The sequence below is a fragment of the Lysinibacillus sp. NPDC092081 genome, assembly GCF_044755845.1.
GTDB lineage: Bacteria > Bacillota > Bacilli > Bacillales_A > Planococcaceae > Lysinibacillus.
In genome coordinates this window covers 189,840-207,467 of the sequence record NZ_JBIVRU010000002.1, presented here as the reverse complement: position 1 = coordinate 207,467, position 17,628 = coordinate 189,840, and the positions used below count along the sequence as shown (strand labels likewise).

The following is a 17,628-nucleotide window of genomic DNA, read 5'->3' as shown; positions in this document are numbered from 1 at the left end:
CTTTTAAGCTTTAATGCCGTTCAGGATTAACGCCTGAACTTTTGGAACCTGTTCTATCAAATCATATCGATAGTCATTCATGACCCACGACGTAATGGTTTCGTCAATTGTTCCAAATACCATTTGACGTGCCAAGCGTACATCCATCGTTTGATTGAACTCACCTGTTAGCATACCTTCAATTAAAATTTGATCAAGTAATTGTAAATACTCTCTTAACACCGAATTGATCTTCAGTCGTAAATCTTTGTTCGATTGTCGTAGTTCTAATTGTGTGACGGTTGCTAGGTATCGATCTGTCGCTAGAACATTAAAATGATTTTCTATCATTCGTGAAAGTTTGTCCTTAGACGTACTTCCATTTTCTATTATATCTTGTAATGACTCTACAAAAACAGCCATTTTTTCATTAAAGACAGAAATTAATATATCTTCTTTATTTTTAAAATATAAATAGATTGTTCCATCGGCCACCCCTGCCTGTTTAGCAATCTTCGATACCTGTGCTTGGTGATACCCATTTTCTGCAATAACGATGACAGCTGCATCAATAATTTGCTTATATTTTGGCTTATCACGTTTCACTTTTATATCACCACCTAAAAAAACTTGCACACGTCTAAAATCATGCTCAATACATGATGTCATCCAATGACCAGCCATCTAAAACTGATATATTCTAGGGATGTGACGTGTTAACCTAAAAAAAAATGAAAATATGAATGGTCATTCATTCATATTTTCATATTATAATTTACATCTTTACTTGTCAATACTTTACCACGTATTTATTTCGCTTCTTTATTCACTAATTTTGTTTTTTCTTCATCAACTATTGCGCGACGCAAAATTTTTCCAACAGCTGTTTTCGGTAGCTCATCTCTAAACTCATAATAGCGAGGAACTTTGAAAGCGGCTAAGTTTTGACGGCAATATTTATTTAATTCGTCTTCTGTAATCGAATATCCTTCTTTTAAAACAATATAAGCTTTTACTGTTTCTCCACGATAAGGGTCAGGTATACCCGCAACAACACATTCTTGGATTTCCTCACGCTCATATAGTACTTCCTCTACCTCACGAGGGTAAATATTAAAACCACCTGCAATAATAATATCTTTTTTACGGTCAACTACATAGAAATAGCCTTCCTCGTCCATATAGCCCAGATCGCCTGTTAAAAACCAGCCATCTACGAATGCTGCTGCTGTATCCTCAGGGCGATTCCAATAGCCTTTCATAACCTGCGGGCCCTTTACAGCAATTTCGCCAACCTCACCGACTGGAAGCGCCTCAGCATCCCCTGTACGTAAAATGATTGAATCCGTATTTGGCCAAGGTAAACCAATCGAGCCCATGACACGCTTACCCCAAATAGGTGTTGCATGTGTGACAGGAGAAGTTTCTGTTAATCCAAATCCTTCAACAAGTTTTCCCCCTGTTACCGCTTCAAATTTCTCCTGCACCTCTACGGGCAATGAAGCTGATCCACTTATGCATGCTTTGATGGACGACAAGTCGTACTTTGCAATATCCGGGTGATTTAATAAACCAATATATAAAGTCGGTGCACCTGGGAATAGTGTTGGTTTTTGCTTATCAATCGTTTTCAACGCTGTCTCTGCATCAAATTTTGGTAATAACACCATTTTATTTTGCGTGAATACGGATAATAAAATAACAGCCGTCATACCATAAACATGGAAGAATGGCAGTATGCCCATAATGGTTTCCTCACCATGTACACATTTATACATCCACGCATCGCACATTGATGTATTAGCAATTAAGTTTTTATGGGTCAACATCACACCCTTAGGGAAGCCAGTCGTTCCACCTGTATATTGAAGCAGTGCTATGTCCTCTTCAAAATCAAATGGAATATCAATCATTTTGATGGGCGAAGAGCGCATAATTTCTGTAAATAAATGATTTTGACCACTATGTTCAACCTTGACACTAAAACCGTACTGCTTTTTTTGAATATAGGGATAAACCAAATTTTTTGGAAATGGTAAATAATCTTTAATACCCGTGACAATTACATTTTCAAGTGCAGTTTCTTTTATGACTTTCATAACACGTGGATACAAAATATCCATCAATAAAATAACTTTCGCACCTGAATCAGCCATTTGATATTGAAGTTCACGCTCAGTATAAAGTGGATTTGTTTGTACGACAATCGCTCCAGCATACATTGCCCCGTAGTAAGCGATTACACTTTGCGGTGAGTTTGGCAGCATAATAGCTACTCGATCTCCCTTCTCTACTCCAAGGGCTTTTAAATAGTTTGCGAACCTTAGCGCTGACTCATATAGCTCGGTGTACGTCAAATCCTTTCCCATAAAATGAATCGCAACTTTGGATGGATTCTTTTTATAGGCACGTGTCAAAAACTCTTGCACAGGAATTTCCTCAAACGTTAAAGACGATGGTACTTCTTCAGGATAATTTTTTAGCCATGGTTTTGTTGTCATACGTCCTCTCCCCTTTGCCCCAAACTTTGTAAACTCTTACTTTAATTATAATGAAAAAGAAATACTCTTTCAAACACAAAATAGAAAATAAATGTATTTTCGATTAATTATTATGCGTTTCACAACATTTATATTACTTTATTTCTTAGGGTTTTGGAGCGATAGGCCGTATGAATACTCATTCATTCTTTCTTTTTTTATGCACACGACTGAGTTCATATTTCTATATTCCAAAAATAATTTTTTAATGATAACTTTTTAGATAGATGAAGGAATATTAATAGGTTTTAGTAATTTTTTATGATTTGGGTTGATGTGAGGATGATGTAACTTATGATTTTTTTCGGGGGTATTATAGTTTTTTCTATTGGAGCGATTGCACACTCAACTTGAACAGTTTCTCTTCGGGCGAGAGCAGTTCTTCACTCTTTTCCGTCGCTTTAGCACGTCTTTCCTCGATTTGGTTTTTCTTTCTGTCACTTCGGCTCTTCTTTCCGTCGCTCTGGCTTCTTTCCGTCACTTCGGCTCTTCTTTCCGTCGCCCTGTCTTCTTTTCGTCGCTAGACACTCGAGCAGTTCTTCTCTTTACCTATAAAAAAACGCACCCTCAAAAGGATGCGTTTTTTGATTAAAGGGTCATCATATAATAGACACCGACTGCCAAAAATGCGATGCAGACAACGATTAGTATTTTTGCTAATTTTTCCATGTCATTACACTCCTATGCAATACTTGCCCCAATAACAAACGATAGACCGACTGAAATAGTAAATGAAATGAAGCCGACTGAGCGATTATCATTTGCGATTTCTTGATCGACATTAAAACGTGGGGTCATAAATTCAAATAAAAAATACGCCACAATTAGTAATGTAAAACCAAAAAGGCCCCAGCCAATCATTTCACTTAAAGTGCTATGGCGCGCAATGGAAAAGCGAAAAATATTACAGATCCCCAGTATTTTCCCACCTGTTGCGAGTGCCACAGCGATATTGCCCTTTTTAATTTCTTCCCAATTTTTATATTTCGTAACGACTTCGAACAATGCCATCGAGACGACTAAACATAACACAACAACACTAAAATATCCTGCCGTTTCGATAATTGGATATCGCCAAAAGCTAGAATTCAGCATTTTCTCCGTCCCCTTTACTGCTTATTTCAATTCCACAACCGTGACGCCTAAGCCACCCTCGCCGGCTTCACCAAAACGGAAGGATTTTACACGCTTATGTTTTTTCAAATAGTTTTGAATTCCTTGACGTAATGCACCTGTACCGACACCATGAATAATTGATACACGCCCATAGTTAGCAAGCAATGCATCATCAATATATTTTTCTGTACGTATAATGGCATCTTCGTATCGTTCGCCGCGTAAATCTAATTCTAATTTTACATGGCTGCTGCGATTTTTCACACCAGCAATACGTTGCACAGGTTCTTTTTCTGGTTTAATGTACTCCAGATCACTATCCGCGATTTTCATTTTCAAAATCCCCATTTGGACAACCCATTCGGAATTCGATACTTTTTCGAGCAATGTACCCCGTTGTCCATAGCTTAACACCTTTACCTCGTCTCCGACAACTAGGTTTTGTGCACGGGCTTTTACTTGTGCCGCTTTTTTCAGTACTTTATTGTTGTCAAGCGGTGTAGCTTCTTCCAGTCGTTTACGAGCTTCGATAAGCTCATGCTCCTTGACAACCTGGTCTGCATTTTTACGCATTTCTCGAAGCTCCGCAATAATTGATTCTGCTTCTCTTTTTGCTTCATCAACAATTTTACGAGCTTTTTCTTTCGCTTTTTTATCGAGTGCCTCTTTACGGTCATCGTAAGCTTGTAGTTTTTCTTGTAGCTCTTTTCGTAGGGCTTCAGACTCTATCATTAATTCATGAGAGCGTTCTGCATCATCTTCGGATTGGCGACGAGACTCTTCTAGTGATGCAATCATTGACTCTACCTCATGGCGATCTGTACCTGTAAAGCTTTTCGCACGGTCAATAATCGATTCTGGTAAGCCAAGGCGGCTTGAAATTTCAAATGCATTGGAGCGGCCTGGTACACCGATAAGCAGACGATATGTTGGACTCAATGTTTCAATATCAAACTCTACACTTGCATTGGCAACTCCTGGACGATTATAGCCGTATGCTTTTAGCTCAGGATAGTGTGTCGTTGCCATAACGCGGGCGCCACGACCATGTACTTCATCTAAAATGGAGATGGCCAGAGCTGCCCCTTCCTGAGGATCTGTCCCAGCACCTAATTCATCAAATAGAACGAGTGACTCGTCATCAAACTTTTGTAAAATATCTACTATGTTGACCATATGAGAGGAGAACGTTGACAGTGATTGCTCAATTGACTGTTCATCTCCAATATCCGCAAAAAGCTGCTTGAAAACAGCAAGCTCTGAACCATCAAGTGCAGGCACCGGTAACCCCGCCTGTGCCATTAAAGTACACAGTCCAACTGTTTTTAAAGTGACAGTTTTACCACCAGTGTTTGGTCCTGTAATAACAATTGCCGTAATGTCTTTCCCAAATTCAATATCGTTAGGAACCGCCGTTTCAATTGGTAAAAGTGGATGACGTGCACGCACAAGTCGAATATAGCCGTCGTTATTCATTTTAGGCATTGTACATTTGTTCGCTTGACCATATTTGCCTTTAGCTAAAATGACGTCGATCTCACCTAGTACTTTTACTAAGTTAAATAAATCCGGAGCTACTTCTTCTACCATTGCACTTAAGGCAAGTAAGATACGCTCAATTTCAGCTTGCTCTTTCATTTTTAATCGATGAATTTCATTATTCGCTTGTACAATCGTATCTGGCTCGATAAATAATGTTTGGCCAGAAGATGATTGGTCATGCACAATTCCACCATAATGATGACGATACTCTTGCTTAACGGGAATAACAAAGCGATCATTACGAATCGTTACAAGTGTATCTGAGAGCATTTTTGAAGCATTGCTCCCACGTATAAGGCTTTCTAGCTTAGAACGTACTTTAGCCTCCTCTGCGCGAAAAGATTGGCGAATTGAACGCAAAGTTTGGCTAGCAGAGTCTAGCACTGAACCATTGTCATCAATACAGTTATTAATTTCATGTTGCAAGCCTGTCAAAACAGGCATTGCCTCCTTTTTGGCGATGAAATGAGGAATCTCAATCACTTCTTCTGATTCGATATCTTCAATAAAATTACGAAGAATTCTACTAGCTCGAATCGTACTTGAAACTTCCATTAATTCCATTGCAGAAAGCATGCCACCAATTTGTGCACGCCTTGCAGCTGGTCGTACATCAAAAATCCCACCCATTGGTACATTGCCTTTTACACGTAAAATGGATAGTCCTTCATCCATTTCTTCTAATAATTGTACAACTTTTTCATAGTCTGTCTGTGGTACAAGCCCATCAACCGCTGATTTGCCGATTGAAGAAGTACAGTATGTAGCCACTTGCTGACGTACTTTATCATATTCTAGTGTTTTCAATGCGCGTTCTGCGATCACTGAGAACACCTCCTCAACCTATTTATTTCGTCGAATAAACGCTTCAAATTGTTCTCGCGTCCATGTATTCACAATCATATCCTTTTTCAACCATGCTCTGTTTGCGTAGCGCTCTCCAATATCCATAAAGCGTAAATGAGCAATATCATGGGCATCCGTATTAATTGCTACGGGCACACCAGCTGCCAAAGCCATTTCTAAATGCTCAACACATAAATCAAGACGATACGGATTCGCATTTAACTCTAAAATTTTACCATACTCCTTTGCCCAAGCAATTAATTGCCCCATATCAGGATTATAGCCATTACGATCCTCAATAATGCGGCCAGTCGGATGGGCAATCATATGAACATACGGATTTTGCATCGCCGTAAGTAAACGCGCCATAATTTTGTCCTGTGATTGTGTAAAGCTAGAGTGAATAGAAGCAATGACAAAATCTAACTCTCTTAGTACATCATCTTCGAAATCAAGGGAACCATCCGGCAAAATATCCATCTCTGTCCCAGCGTATAAATGGAAATCTGGATGTACTTCATTAAATGCCTCAATTTCAGCACGTTGCTTTGTTAAGCGCTCTGGCGTTAGACCATTCGCTACTTTTAAAAATTGTGAATGGTCAGTAATCACGCTATACTGATAGCGTCGCGCAATCAATGCCTCGCCCATTTCAGCTACAGAGTACGCACCATCAGACCATGTCGTATGCATATGCAAATCTGCTTTAATATCTTCTAATTTTACTAAACTTTTAATGTCATCTGTTTTGTCAAATTCCGTTGTTCCTGTACGCAAGCTAGGCGGGATAAATGGTAAATCAAAATGCGCAAAAAATTCCTCTTCATCCTTAAACGTTAATACAGTGCCATCAGCTTGCTCTACACCATATTCACTAATTTTTTCACCACGGGCCTTAGCAATTTGACGCATGCGGACATTGTGATCTTTCGAACCTGTGAAATGATGTAAGGCCGTTGCATATTCAGCATCCCTCACTAATCGAAAATCAACACTTACAGGCTCCTCTAGATCTAAAATAACTGAAATCTTTGTATCACCAGCAGCTACTACTTCCTGTACAGAAAGCTCATTTAGTAGCTTTTCACGTACAGTTTCAACTGCTTCAGTGACAACAATAAAATCAATATCCTTACTTGTTTCAGCTGCACGACGGAAGCTTCCCGCAACAGAAAAACGTTCCACTTCTTCCATATTATCTAGAAGAGATTCAATTTGTAAAACAACTGGCTCTAGCTGCCAAATCGGTAAACGTTCTGAACGATTTGCTAAATTTGCAAGTTCCTTCAAAATTTTTTCTTCGGTTTTCGCCGCAAAGCCTGCTAGCTCACGAACTTTACCTTCCTCACAAGCAGCCTTTAAACTTTCCGCAGAATCAATCCCTAATTCTTGATGAAGCTTAGCTATTTTTTTACCACCTAAGCCTGGAAGTTTTAATAACGGGAGCAATCCTTTTGGTACAATTTCTTCTAACTCTTTTAATAAGCGCGATTCACCATTTGTCATTAAATCCTCAATAACAGCAGCTGTACCTTTACCTATTCCTTTGAGCTTTGTGACATCCTCCATCTCACTTAATGAGCGCTCGTCCCCTTCAAGTGCAGCGGCAGCTTTTCGAAAGGCAGACACTTTGAATGGATTTTCCCCTTGTAATTCCATATACAATGCAATTTTTTCAAATGTGCGAATAATTGTTTTTTTGTTCATCGGGAATTCCTCCTATCGTAAAAACACTTCCCTCAAAACCGAGAGAAGTGCACAGTTTGCTATTGCATATAAATATACCACCAGTTTTGGAACATACTTGTAATAATTGGGGTATGCTCCAAAATAAGACCACTTAACAACGATTTCGACATTAAACTTTGGATAAAATCAACTGGCAATAAAGCAAGAATGTACAGCAAAATAAACATTATTAAATAGTTTTCAATCATGCCTAACAATGCTCCAAGCCAACGATTCACTGTACCTAACACAGGTAAATACGCTATAAAATCAAAAATCGATGCCACAATTTGCAATGTAATTTTCACCGCAAAGAAAATGACAGCAAAGGCAATGACACGGTAAAAAGTGCGGTCTAAATCCAGGCTATCAATAACTACTCCCAGACTACCTGAATCCGTTACACCTGGATACGGAACCCAAAACACAAATTTTTGTGCCAATGGTTTATAATAGATATACGCAACAATTAGGGCCACTATAAAGCTAACGATATGCATCATCTGTACAATGAAACCACGTTTTGCTCCAACGATGAGACCAGCTAATAGTACCGCTAATATGATTAAATCTAACATTCACTTCAACCCTTTAATTTTTTCAATTCTTCTTCTAGTTGTTCCATTTGTTCTTTTAGTAGTAAATAATCGTGAACTGTATTTACTGCTGTAAGAACGGCAAGCTTTGTGCTATCAAGAGAGGGATTATGTAAAATCATTTCGCGCATACGGTCATCAACAATCGAAGCGACAAGTCGCATATGTCCAATGGATTCAGAGCCGACCATTTTATATGTATGACCGTAGATTTCCACAGAAATTTTATTCTTTTCTTGATTTTCCATAGTCGCACCCCCTTTTAAATTTTTGTGCTCACGAATTTTTTGGTTGTGAGCAGCATACACAAAAAAGCTATTTATTATCATACCATGAAAGGTATAAAATTGTGAACAACGAGGACAGAAAGGAACGAGTAAATGTCAAATATTGTACTTTCCATATCAACAAATAAACAAAAAGAGGTAATGTCTTATTATGCAAACCATTTTGTAGAACGTAAAGCTCCTGGTGTAATCTTTGCTGCAAAGCTCCCAGATACAGCAATTACGATGTACAAATCCGGTAAATTAATGTTCCAAGGGGGCGGAGCTGAGCGAGAAGCTGCACGCTGGGGAAACGTAGAAGTTACAAATACACAAAAATCATCGTCGATAGGAGCAAAGGGCGACGTTCTGCCAGAAGGTTTTGCTGCGATGTCGGTGTTAGGCTCAGATGAAACGGGTACTGGTGATTATTTCGGTCCAATAACAGTTGCAGCCGTATATGTCCCTTCATCAAAAATTGCGCTTATAAACGAACTTGGTGTCAAGGACTCCAAAATGCTAACGGATGATTACATGCGTAAAATAGCGCCAGATTTACGTGCAGCTTGTGTCCATAGTGTGCTTGTACTACGCAATGAAAAATATAACGAATTACAAGCACGAGGCTACTCTCAAGGTAAGATGAAAGCTATGATGCACAATAGGGCACTTAAAAATACACTGTCAAAAATGGCACCCGAAAAACCAGAGCATATATTGATAGATCAGTTTGCGGAACGTGGTGTGTATTACAATTACTTAAAAAATGAACGAGAAATCGTTCGAGATGATGTGCTATTTTCTACGAAGGCCGAGCAATTACATGTTTCAGTAGCCACTGCATCGATATTAGCTCGTGCGGCATTTTTAAAAGAAATGGATCGCCTAAGTGAGATTGCTGGGATAGAGTTGTTAAAGGGGGCTTCAGCGAAAGTAGATGCGTTAGCAGCACGCATTTGGCGAAAGCAAGGCACGGAATTTTTACGTTCCATTACGAAATGGCATTTTGCGAATACTGATAAAGCTAAAAAGATGAAATAAAATTGGTCATATAGACAACAAAAAAATTTCGCTATACTCCAGCAGATTACAAGGTTAAACGACTTGCTCTCTACTGTAGTTAGCGAAATTCTTTATATCAAAAACTTATCATGATTGGATTTTTGTTTAGCTTAATATTTAAACTGTTTAATTGTTTGTTGTAGATTTTCAGACATTTTAGCAAGAGCTTCGGCCGATGCAGCGATTTCTTCCATAGAAGCAAGCTGTTCCTCTGTTGCGGCAGAAATATTTTGTGCACTTGCTGTATTTTCATTTGTTCGCTGAAGCACACTTTCAATTCCGAATGCTACCTGATTGGAGTGTTCAGAAATAACTTTTGCTGTCTCTGAAATTTGTCCTATTTCATAGGTTACACTTTGTACATTATTATTAATTTCTTTGAATGACTTTCCTGCCATATTTGTTACATCAATTCCCTTTACGACCTCAGCTGAACCAGCAGCCATTGATTCAACCGCTAGTTTTGTATCGGCTTGAATATAATCAATAATATCTTTTATTTGCATTGTTGATTGTGCGGATTGCTCAGCAAGCTTTCGTACCTCATCTGCAACAACTGCAAAACCTTTTCCATGCTCACCAGCACGAGCAGCTTCAATTGCAGCATTTAAAGCTAAAAGATTTGTTTGATCAGCAATTTGCGTAATTGCCTCTACAATACGTCCGATTTCATTTGAACGTTCACTCAGTGTTTGTACGGTGTTTTCAAGTGCTTGGACAGTACTTTGAATCATTTTCATTTGGCCAATTGCTGTTTGAATAGTTTTGTCTCCTATCATAACAGCTTCCATTGCTTTATTTGACATCGCTTTAACGGTATCGGACTTTACTGCAATTTGTTGAATGGATGATGACATTTCAAGTACAGCGTTAGTACTATCATTAATTGTTTCTGCTTGCAAATCAACTGTTTCAGCAAATGTTTGAATGGAATCAACAATTTGCGATGTAGCTCGTTTATTTTCTGATGTACTTGCTGTAAGTTCCTCCGATGATGCAGCTAACTGATTTGATTCCTCACCAATGTTACCAACTACACCACGTAAAGATAGAATCATTTTATTGAATATATCCGCCAATTTACCTATCTCATCATGTCTTTTAATTTCAATTAAATTCCGTAAATCACCATCTCCTACCTGTTCAGCTATTGTTGATAAGTTATTTAATGGTTGAGTGATTGTTCTTATAGTGACAGCACCAATGATTCCAAATACAATTAGAGCAATGACAATAACCGTCAAAGTGTTTATTAAAATTGGTTTTGTGACAGCTGCTACATCTGCTAAATCCATAGTACCGATAATTTTCCAGCCTGTTAGTTTATTTGTAGTAAAAAACACTTGATGCTCTCTTCCATCTTCCTCAATGGTAAAACTACCTTCTTCTTTTCCTTGCATCTTTTCTATATATGTCTTTTTAAGCTCCGCCCCTACCTCCAACTGTGGATCAGCAATAATAAGATTATTGGCATTTACTAATGTAGCATAGCCATTATTACCAATCTCTACCGAATTCACTAGCTCGGATATTCCGTCTAAATTTAAACCAATAGAAATAGCCCCTGAACGGTCCTGTAAACCAGCTGATACCGCTAAAATTAATTCACCTGTAATCGTTGATTTATATGGATCAACCATAACGCCTTTGCCTGGTGATTCAATAGCCTTTAAGTACCATGGTCGCGTAAATGGATCATAATCAGCTGAGGATTCAGCGTATGGTTCACGCAAAAATTTGTGCCCCTCAATTGCTAAATTGACAACAGAGACATTGCTATGCAAGGCATTATATTTCTCTAATTCCTTTAAAGCCTCTGCATCTTGCACATCCTTATTAAAAGAAGCAGCTAAATACTCGACATCACTTTGAATAGGTGATATCTCATTCGAAATTAGTGTATTTAATAAATCGACATTTTCACGTGAGTTCTTACTTAATTCCTTATGATATTGATCAGAAGCCTTCATATATGAAAACGTACCAATAGCGATGCTTGGGATTAAAAGTGTCAAAGTAAACGCCCATATTAATCGAGCTCGCATGGAAAAGCCTCTTCGTTTTCGATGATTTTTCATAATAACTACCACCCCATAGTAAAATTTTCTATCCAAGTTCTACTATACACATAATATAGATCAAAAATTTATTTTTTGTTATTTCTAAATATTGATGAAAAACTTAAATATAAGATTAGTTTAAAGTATCTTCTCTGCCGTGTTTTATTTCTCTCACACTTCCTGCAAAAATACTTGTAACACTTTAACTTCTTTCAGCAATTATTTTCTGTAGCGAAAGCGAAGCGTCAGCAACACACGACTGAGTGACTAACATCTTCGCGCAAAAAAATTTGTTGGCCTAAAGCCTCCGACGGATGTCACAGAAACGGAAAGGAGTTAATATAGGATGTTATCACAGCTAACTGTCTTGCATCGGTAAAAAGGCTACGTCCTGTGGCATTACCGAAATGACCGACATCGTGTCGGCCCTCATGCAGGCAAAGCCGATTCCGGACGCATTGTTTATCTGCGCGACAGCGGCAATTATGCCCAGGCATAATTGCTGTTAACAAAACAAAAAGCTGCCTCATTACGAGACAGCTCACAAATTAATTATTAAATTAGCGTACTTCTGTGCCTTCAATTGTTGCGATAGCTTTTAACACTTTATTATGTGCTGCAACAACCTCTTCATCTGTTAATGTACGTTCTGGATCGAAGTATGTTAGGGAGAATGCTACTGATTTTTTATCAGCCTCCATTTTTTCACCTTCATATACGTCGAATACACGAACGTCTTTCAATAATTTCACGCCTGCTGAGCGAATCGCAGAAATAACCTCTCCAGCTGTTGTTGTACGGTCCATGATAAGTGCAATATCACGAGACATTGCTGGGAAACGAGGCACTGGTGTATAACCAAGTGGTGCTTCTTTAGCAGTAGCATTCAATAATGATACTAGATTCATTTCCATTACATATGTGTCTTTTACACCCCATGCTTTTTGTTCTGCTGGATGTAATCCGCCGATAATACCGACTTGTTCACCGTCTAAAAGGATGCTAGCAGTACGTCCTGGGTGTAATCCATCTACTTCAGCTTTCACAAATGAAATACGATCCTCTAAACCAAGCTTACCAATAACACCTTCTACAATGCCTTTTAAGACGAAGAAATCTACTGCTTTTTTCTCACCTTGCCAAGCATGGTCAAGCCATTTTCCTGTTACTACTGCTGCCACATGCTCTTCCTCATATGGTAGCCCCTCTTCTGATTGACCAAGGAATACTGAACCAATTTCATACAATGCCACATTGTCAGCCTTACGCGCCACATTATAAGCAGCAGCTTCAATTAAATGCGGGATAAGACTTTGACGTAGTGTTGAACGGTCTTCGCTCATCGGCATTAGTAAACGTGTTACCGGCACAGCTTTCAATGCAAAGCGTTGTGACAATGCATCTGAAGTTAATGAGTAAGTGACAGCTTGGTAAAGACCTGCCCCTTCCATGTAACTACGAACTACACGACGATTTGCTTGATATGGCGTTAGACGGCCTACTTGGTTTGCTCCCTCTGGTAAAGTCATCGGGATTTCATCATAGCCGTATAGACGAGCAATTTCCTCTACGATATCTTCTTCAATTTTAATATCTTGACGACGTGTTGGCGCATCCACGATTAGCAAACCATTTGCTGCTTCTACGCCAAATTTAAGACGCTCTAAAATAGACAGCATCTCTTCTAATGAAATTTTCATACCTAAACGTTCATTAACAAAATCTGGAGAAACGACAACACGTGCTGGTGATTTATCGAGTTCATCCACGATGCATGTTCCCTCTAACACTTCACCGCCAGCTAATTCAGCTAGTAGTGCTGCAGCACGTTCTGCAGCAGGTAATACACGGTTAGGGTCAACACCCTTTTCAAAACGAGCAGAAGCATCTGAACGAAGTCCAAGATGACGCGATGTTTGACGTACAGTTAAACCGTCGAAGTAAGCAGATTCGATCACAACTGTTGTTGTAGAATCATTTACTTCAGAGTTTGCACCACCCATTACACCTGCGATAGCTACTGGCTCTTTGCCATTTGTAATAACTAAATCTGTTGCTTTTAAAGTACGCTCTTGGTCATCTAAAGTTGTCATTTTTTCGCCCTCTGTTGCTTTACGCACTACGATTTCACCTGTTGCTAGGCTATCGTAGTCAAAGGCATGAAGCGGTTGACCGTATTCCATTAAAATGTAGTTCGTTACATCGACAACATTATTGTGTGGGCGTACGCCTGCTGCCATTAAGCGATTTTGTAGCCACATCGGTGATTCCGCGATTTTTACGTTTTTCACAACTTTTGCTACATACATTGGGTTTGCTTGTAAATCTTCTACGCGAAGCTTTAACATGTCTTCTGCTTTTTCAGAAGATGTGCTGTAGGCGATTTCTGGATACTTCACTTCTTCAGATAGAATTGCACCAACTTCGTACGCCACGCCTAGCATTGACAGCGCATCTGAGCGGTTTGGTGTTAAACCTAGCTCTAACACTGTGTCACGTAGACCTAAAATAGCAAGGGCATCCGAGCCAACCTCAGCACCCTCAGGAAGCACATAAATACCTTCAGAATATGCTTTAGGAACAAGTTTCCCTTCGATACCTAACTCTTGTAATGAACAAATCATACCGTTTGATTCATGTCCACGAAGTTTTGCTTTTTTTATTTTAATGCCGCCTGGTAAATGTGCACCTGGACGAGCAACAATAACTTTTTGACCAACATCAACGTTTGGAGCACCACAAATAATTTGTTGTGGTTCAGCTTCACCAACATCCACTTGGCAAATATTTAATTTATCTGCTTCAGGGTGTTTCTCTTTTGATACGACATAGCCGACAACAACTTTATCCATGCCGTTAGCACGGTCAATTACTGCATCTACTTCAATTCCAGAACGCGTAATTTTTTCAGCTAACTGTTCAGTCGCTAAATCCTGTGTATTTACATAATCTTTTAACCATTCTAATGATACTAACATCTTTTATCCCCCTTACGCCTCTGTTCGCTCGAATTGTGATAAGAAACGTGAGTCATTTGTATAGAAATGACGAATATCGTCGACACCATATTTCAACATTGCGATACGTTCAGCACCAATACCGAATGCAAAGCCTGACACTTTTTTCGGATCATAGCCAGACATTTCTAGTACTCTTGGATGTACCATACCAGCGCCTAAAATTTCAATCCAGCCTGTTCCTTTACAAATGTTACAGCCTGAACCACCACATTTGAAGCATGAAATATCCATTTCAACAGATGGCTCTGTGAATGGGAAGAAGCTTGGGCGAAGTCGAATTTCGCGGTCTGCACCGAACATTTTTTTCGCTAAAGTATCAAGCGTTCCTTTAAGGTCACTCATGCGAATATTTTCACCAATCACTAACCCTTCAATTTGCATGAATTGGTGTGAGTGTGTAGCATCATCGTTGTCTCGACGGAATACCTTCCCTGGGCAAATAATACGAATTGATTCACCTTTTTTTGCCTCCATAGTGCGAGCTTGAACAGGTGATGTCTGTGTACGTAGTAATATTTCCTCGGAAATATAGAACGAATCCTGCATATCACGAGCAGGGTGCCCCTTCGGCAAGTTCAATGCTTCAAAGTTATAGTAATCCTTTTCCACTTCAGGACCTTCTGCAATTTCGTAGCCCATACCGATAAATAAATCTTCAATTTCTTCAATAACACGTGTTAATGGATGACGATTTCCAACTTTAATTTCACGACCAGGTAAAGTGACATCAATCGACTCACTTGCTAATTTTTCAGCAATTGCTGCTTCCTCTAGCATCGTTACCTTTTTCTCTAATACAGCAGTTACATTTTCACGTACCGTATTGACTAAGGCACCCATTTTTGGGCGTTCTTCAGCTGATAATTTCCCCATCCCTTTTAATAAATCAGTGATAGGTCCTTTTTTTCCTAGATATGCTACTCGCACATCATTTAATTCCTTTAAATTTGCTGCCGCTTCAATTTTAGCAAGTGCTTCTTGCTCTAATTGCTTTAATTGCTCTTCCATGTAATAAACCCTCCTTGTTCAAATCCATGCCAATTTTGTTGAAGGCATAAAAAAACTCGCCCCTATAAAAGGGACGAGGACATATTCGCGGTACCACCCTAGTTATTGCAAGGAAAATTCCTAGCAATCACTTCATTGACATAACGACTAGATTAAAGCCGGCATACCTTTACAGCATTTCGCTGGTCCCGGTAGCTGCTCGCGGGATGAATTCAAAACTGCATTGGTACGGCACTGGCTCTCAATCTTCGGCCTGCGCTCCCTGTCGTCCATTCACAATCTTTACTACTTCCCGGTCAAAGCATTTAAATTTATATTTTAACAGTGATTATACAATACTATACCAATTCAAATCAAGAGCCATGTGCCCATTATTAGCGATATTGATGGCTCTATCGGCAATTTTAGGCTCATCACCATAACGTGTGGTTGATTTCCGTTCCGACTGGGCGCTTTGTTGCTGCCGCTTCGCTTTCGCACAGATAAAACATTTGCCGCTGACGCTTCGCTTTCGCGCAGAGCAGAGCTTCCTGGGGGCGTCCGATGAGCCGCTTGGGGCAACAGATGTTTTTTGCGCGAAAGCGTAGTGCTAACGTAGCGTCAGCAGCAGGATGTTGGTCACGAAGGCGTTATCACAGGACGTGATGGTTTTAGCCTTCGTTCCCCTACTGCTCGCTCCAGGGTCTCATCTGTGACGCTGATCCCCAAGGAGTCATCCAGTCTTCACTCCAATCAACTAATACACAGGGTATATATTTTTAAAAATGTCATCTGCAAATTTTGGTAATAAGACTACTTTTAACGATTTTATCAAATACTTATAACCGCAGTTGATTGCTTTTATTAATTACTTAACAAATCCATATAATACTATTCCTGTTGCCACTGCTACATTTAGAGACTCCGCTTGTCCCAAAATTGGAATGATAATATTTTGATCTGTCATCGAAAGTAGTTGTGGATGAATGCCACTACCTTCATTCCCCATCATTATAGCGAATGCACCAGTATGCTCAATATCACTATAGACAACTGCATCCTCATCCAAAGCAGTTCCAAATACTGGTACACCATTATCCTGTAGTTGCTCAATCCATTCCTCTAAATCACCACGAAGGACAGGAATATGGAAATGTGAGCCTTGTGCAGAGCGAAGCGTTTTAGGATTATATATATCCGCACAACCCTTACCGAGTATGACTGCATCCAAACCAGCTGCATCCGCAGTACGAATCATCGTCCCAATATTTCCTGGATCTTGGACGGCATCAATTAGCAGCACCTTGCGCCACGAAGCCATTACATCTTCTTCTAACAAAGGTTGCTTACAAACTGCAAATACACCTTGAGATGTCTCCGTTTCAGCAAACTCCTTGGCAACAGCCGCTGTTACTTCAACGACGGCTACATTATCAATCGGCCAAAGCATTGGTAAATCTACACCTTCACGTACAATTAGCTGTAGCACCTGCTCGTTATTTTTTAATGCTTCCTCTACCAAATGGAATCCCTCTACTATGAATTCTCCAGATCTTTCACGCTCTTTACGTGTTGTCGCAAGCTTCTTCCAATATTTCACTAACGCATTTTGCGTAGATTCAATTCTTTTCATCGTACCTCGTACCGCCTTTTTCCTATATATTGTTCATTATTATACAGTAGAAAACGATAAATTACATAGTCATGCAAAAAACAGTTTAATTGTTATTTTAAAATCAACGTTCTTAAGGAACGAAATGGGATGATTCTATATAATTTTTTAGTTAGTTATTTATTTTGCACGGAAATCAACCCCACATTATGAGCCAAATTATTACCGTACTAGATTATACATGTTATAATTTTCTATATTTTAGGAATAAAAA

The 17,628-nt window shown here is 39.2% G+C and carries 12 protein-coding genes; 1 reads left to right on the top strand and 11 read right to left on the bottom strand.

The window, feature by feature from the left end; translation table 11 throughout:
* Positions 1-3: 3 nt before the first annotated feature.
* The 7 genes from ACIQLB_RS05750 to zapA form a co-directional block, all read right to left on the bottom strand.
* A complete protein-coding gene (locus ACIQLB_RS05750; RefSeq protein ID WP_400723076.1) occupies positions 4-585 on the bottom strand; it encodes a fatty acid metabolism transcriptional regulator FadR in 582 nt (193 codons plus the stop codon).
* 203 nt (positions 586-788) lie between these two features.
* Positions 789-2,480: an AMP-binding protein gene (locus tag ACIQLB_RS05745; protein WP_400722207.1), complete on the bottom strand. Its 1,692-nt coding sequence runs from the start codon at positions 2,478-2,480 to the stop codon at positions 789-791.
* Between the two features lie 720 nt (positions 2,481-3,200).
* Positions 3,201-3,614: a DUF350 domain-containing protein gene (locus ACIQLB_RS05740; RefSeq protein ID WP_197144741.1), complete on the bottom strand. Its 414-nt coding sequence runs from the start codon at positions 3,612-3,614 to the stop codon at positions 3,201-3,203.
* Between the two features lie 21 nt (positions 3,615-3,635).
* Positions 3,636-6,002: an endonuclease MutS2 gene (locus ACIQLB_RS05735; protein ID WP_400722202.1), complete on the bottom strand. Its 2,367-nt coding sequence runs from the start codon at positions 6,000-6,002 to the stop codon at positions 3,636-3,638.
* An 18-nt stretch (positions 6,003-6,020) separates the two neighbouring features.
* Positions 6,021-7,730, bottom strand: a complete 1,710-nt coding sequence (polX, locus tag ACIQLB_RS05730; protein ID WP_400722199.1) for a DNA polymerase/3'-5' exonuclease PolX — start codon at positions 7,728-7,730, stop codon at positions 6,021-6,023.
* 59 nt (positions 7,731-7,789) lie between these two features.
* Complete coding sequence (locus tag ACIQLB_RS05725; protein WP_053484931.1) at positions 7,790-8,329, bottom strand: CvpA family protein; 540 nt, start codon at positions 8,327-8,329, stop codon at positions 7,790-7,792.
* A gap of 5 nt (positions 8,330-8,334) precedes the next feature.
* Positions 8,335-8,595, bottom strand: a complete 261-nt coding sequence (gene zapA, locus ACIQLB_RS05720) for a cell division protein ZapA (RefSeq protein WP_400722195.1) — start codon at positions 8,593-8,595, stop codon at positions 8,335-8,337.
* Between the two features lie 132 nt (positions 8,596-8,727).
* Between zapA and rnhC the strand changes: the two genes are divergently transcribed.
* Positions 8,728-9,654 (top strand): ribonuclease HIII, encoded by a 927-nt coding sequence (gene rnhC, locus ACIQLB_RS05715; protein WP_400722192.1) that lies wholly within the window; start codon positions 8,728-8,730, stop codon positions 9,652-9,654.
* A 131-nt stretch (positions 9,655-9,785) separates the two neighbouring features.
* Here the strand turns inward: rnhC and ACIQLB_RS05710 are convergent, their stop codons facing one another.
* The 4 genes from ACIQLB_RS05710 to ACIQLB_RS05695 all read right to left on the bottom strand — a co-directional run bounded on the left by ACIQLB_RS05710 (position 9,786) and on the right by ACIQLB_RS05695 (position 17,375).
* Entirely contained in the window at positions 9,786-11,753 is a 1,968-nt protein-coding gene (locus ACIQLB_RS05710) for a methyl-accepting chemotaxis protein (protein WP_400722189.1), read from the bottom strand.
* A 542-nt stretch (positions 11,754-12,295) separates the two neighbouring features.
* A complete protein-coding gene (gene pheT / locus ACIQLB_RS05705; RefSeq protein WP_400722186.1) occupies positions 12,296-14,713 on the bottom strand; it encodes a phenylalanine--tRNA ligase subunit beta in 2,418 nt (805 codons plus the stop codon).
* A 12-nt stretch (positions 14,714-14,725) separates the two neighbouring features.
* Positions 14,726-15,763: a phenylalanine--tRNA ligase subunit alpha gene (pheS, locus tag ACIQLB_RS05700; RefSeq protein ID WP_400722183.1), complete on the bottom strand. Its 1,038-nt coding sequence runs from the start codon at positions 15,761-15,763 to the stop codon at positions 14,726-14,728.
* A gap of 847 nt (positions 15,764-16,610) precedes the next feature.
* Positions 16,611-17,375, bottom strand: coding sequence for a TrmH family RNA methyltransferase (locus ACIQLB_RS05695; protein WP_400722180.1), 765 nt, complete (start codon positions 17,373-17,375; stop codon positions 16,611-16,613).
* Between the last annotated feature and the right edge of the window lie 253 nt (positions 17,376-17,628).

Coding starts and splice junctions, on each gene's coding strand:
- ACIQLB_RS05745 (WP_400722207.1), bottom strand. CDS start 2,480: ATGACAACAAAACCATGGCTAAAAAATTATCCTGAAGAAGTACCATCG.
- ACIQLB_RS05740 (WP_197144741.1), bottom strand. CDS start 3,614: ATGCTGAATTCTAGCTTTTGGCGATATCCAATTATCGAAACGGCAGGA.
- polX (WP_400722199.1), bottom strand. CDS start 7,730: ATGAACAAAAAAACAATTATTCGCACATTTGAAAAAATTGCATTGTAT.
- ACIQLB_RS05725 (WP_053484931.1), bottom strand. CDS start 8,329: ATGTTAGATTTAATCATATTAGCGGTACTATTAGCTGGTCTCATCGTT.
- zapA (WP_400722195.1), bottom strand. CDS start 8,595: ATGGAAAATCAAGAAAAGAATAAAATTTCTGTGGAAATCTACGGTCAT.
- rnhC (WP_400722192.1), top strand. CDS start 8,728: ATGTCAAATATTGTACTTTCCATATCAACAAATAAACAAAAAGAGGTA.
- ACIQLB_RS05710 (WP_400722189.1), bottom strand. CDS start 11,753: ATGAAAAATCATCGAAAACGAAGAGGCTTTTCCATGCGAGCTCGATTA.
- pheT (WP_400722186.1), bottom strand. CDS start 14,713: ATGTTAGTATCATTAGAATGGTTAAAAGATTATGTAAATACACAGGAT.
- pheS (WP_400722183.1), bottom strand. CDS start 15,763: ATGGAAGAGCAATTAAAGCAATTAGAGCAAGAAGCACTTGCTAAAATT.
- ACIQLB_RS05695 (WP_400722180.1), bottom strand. CDS start 17,375: ATGAAAAGAATTGAATCTACGCAAAATGCGTTAGTGAAATATTGGAAG.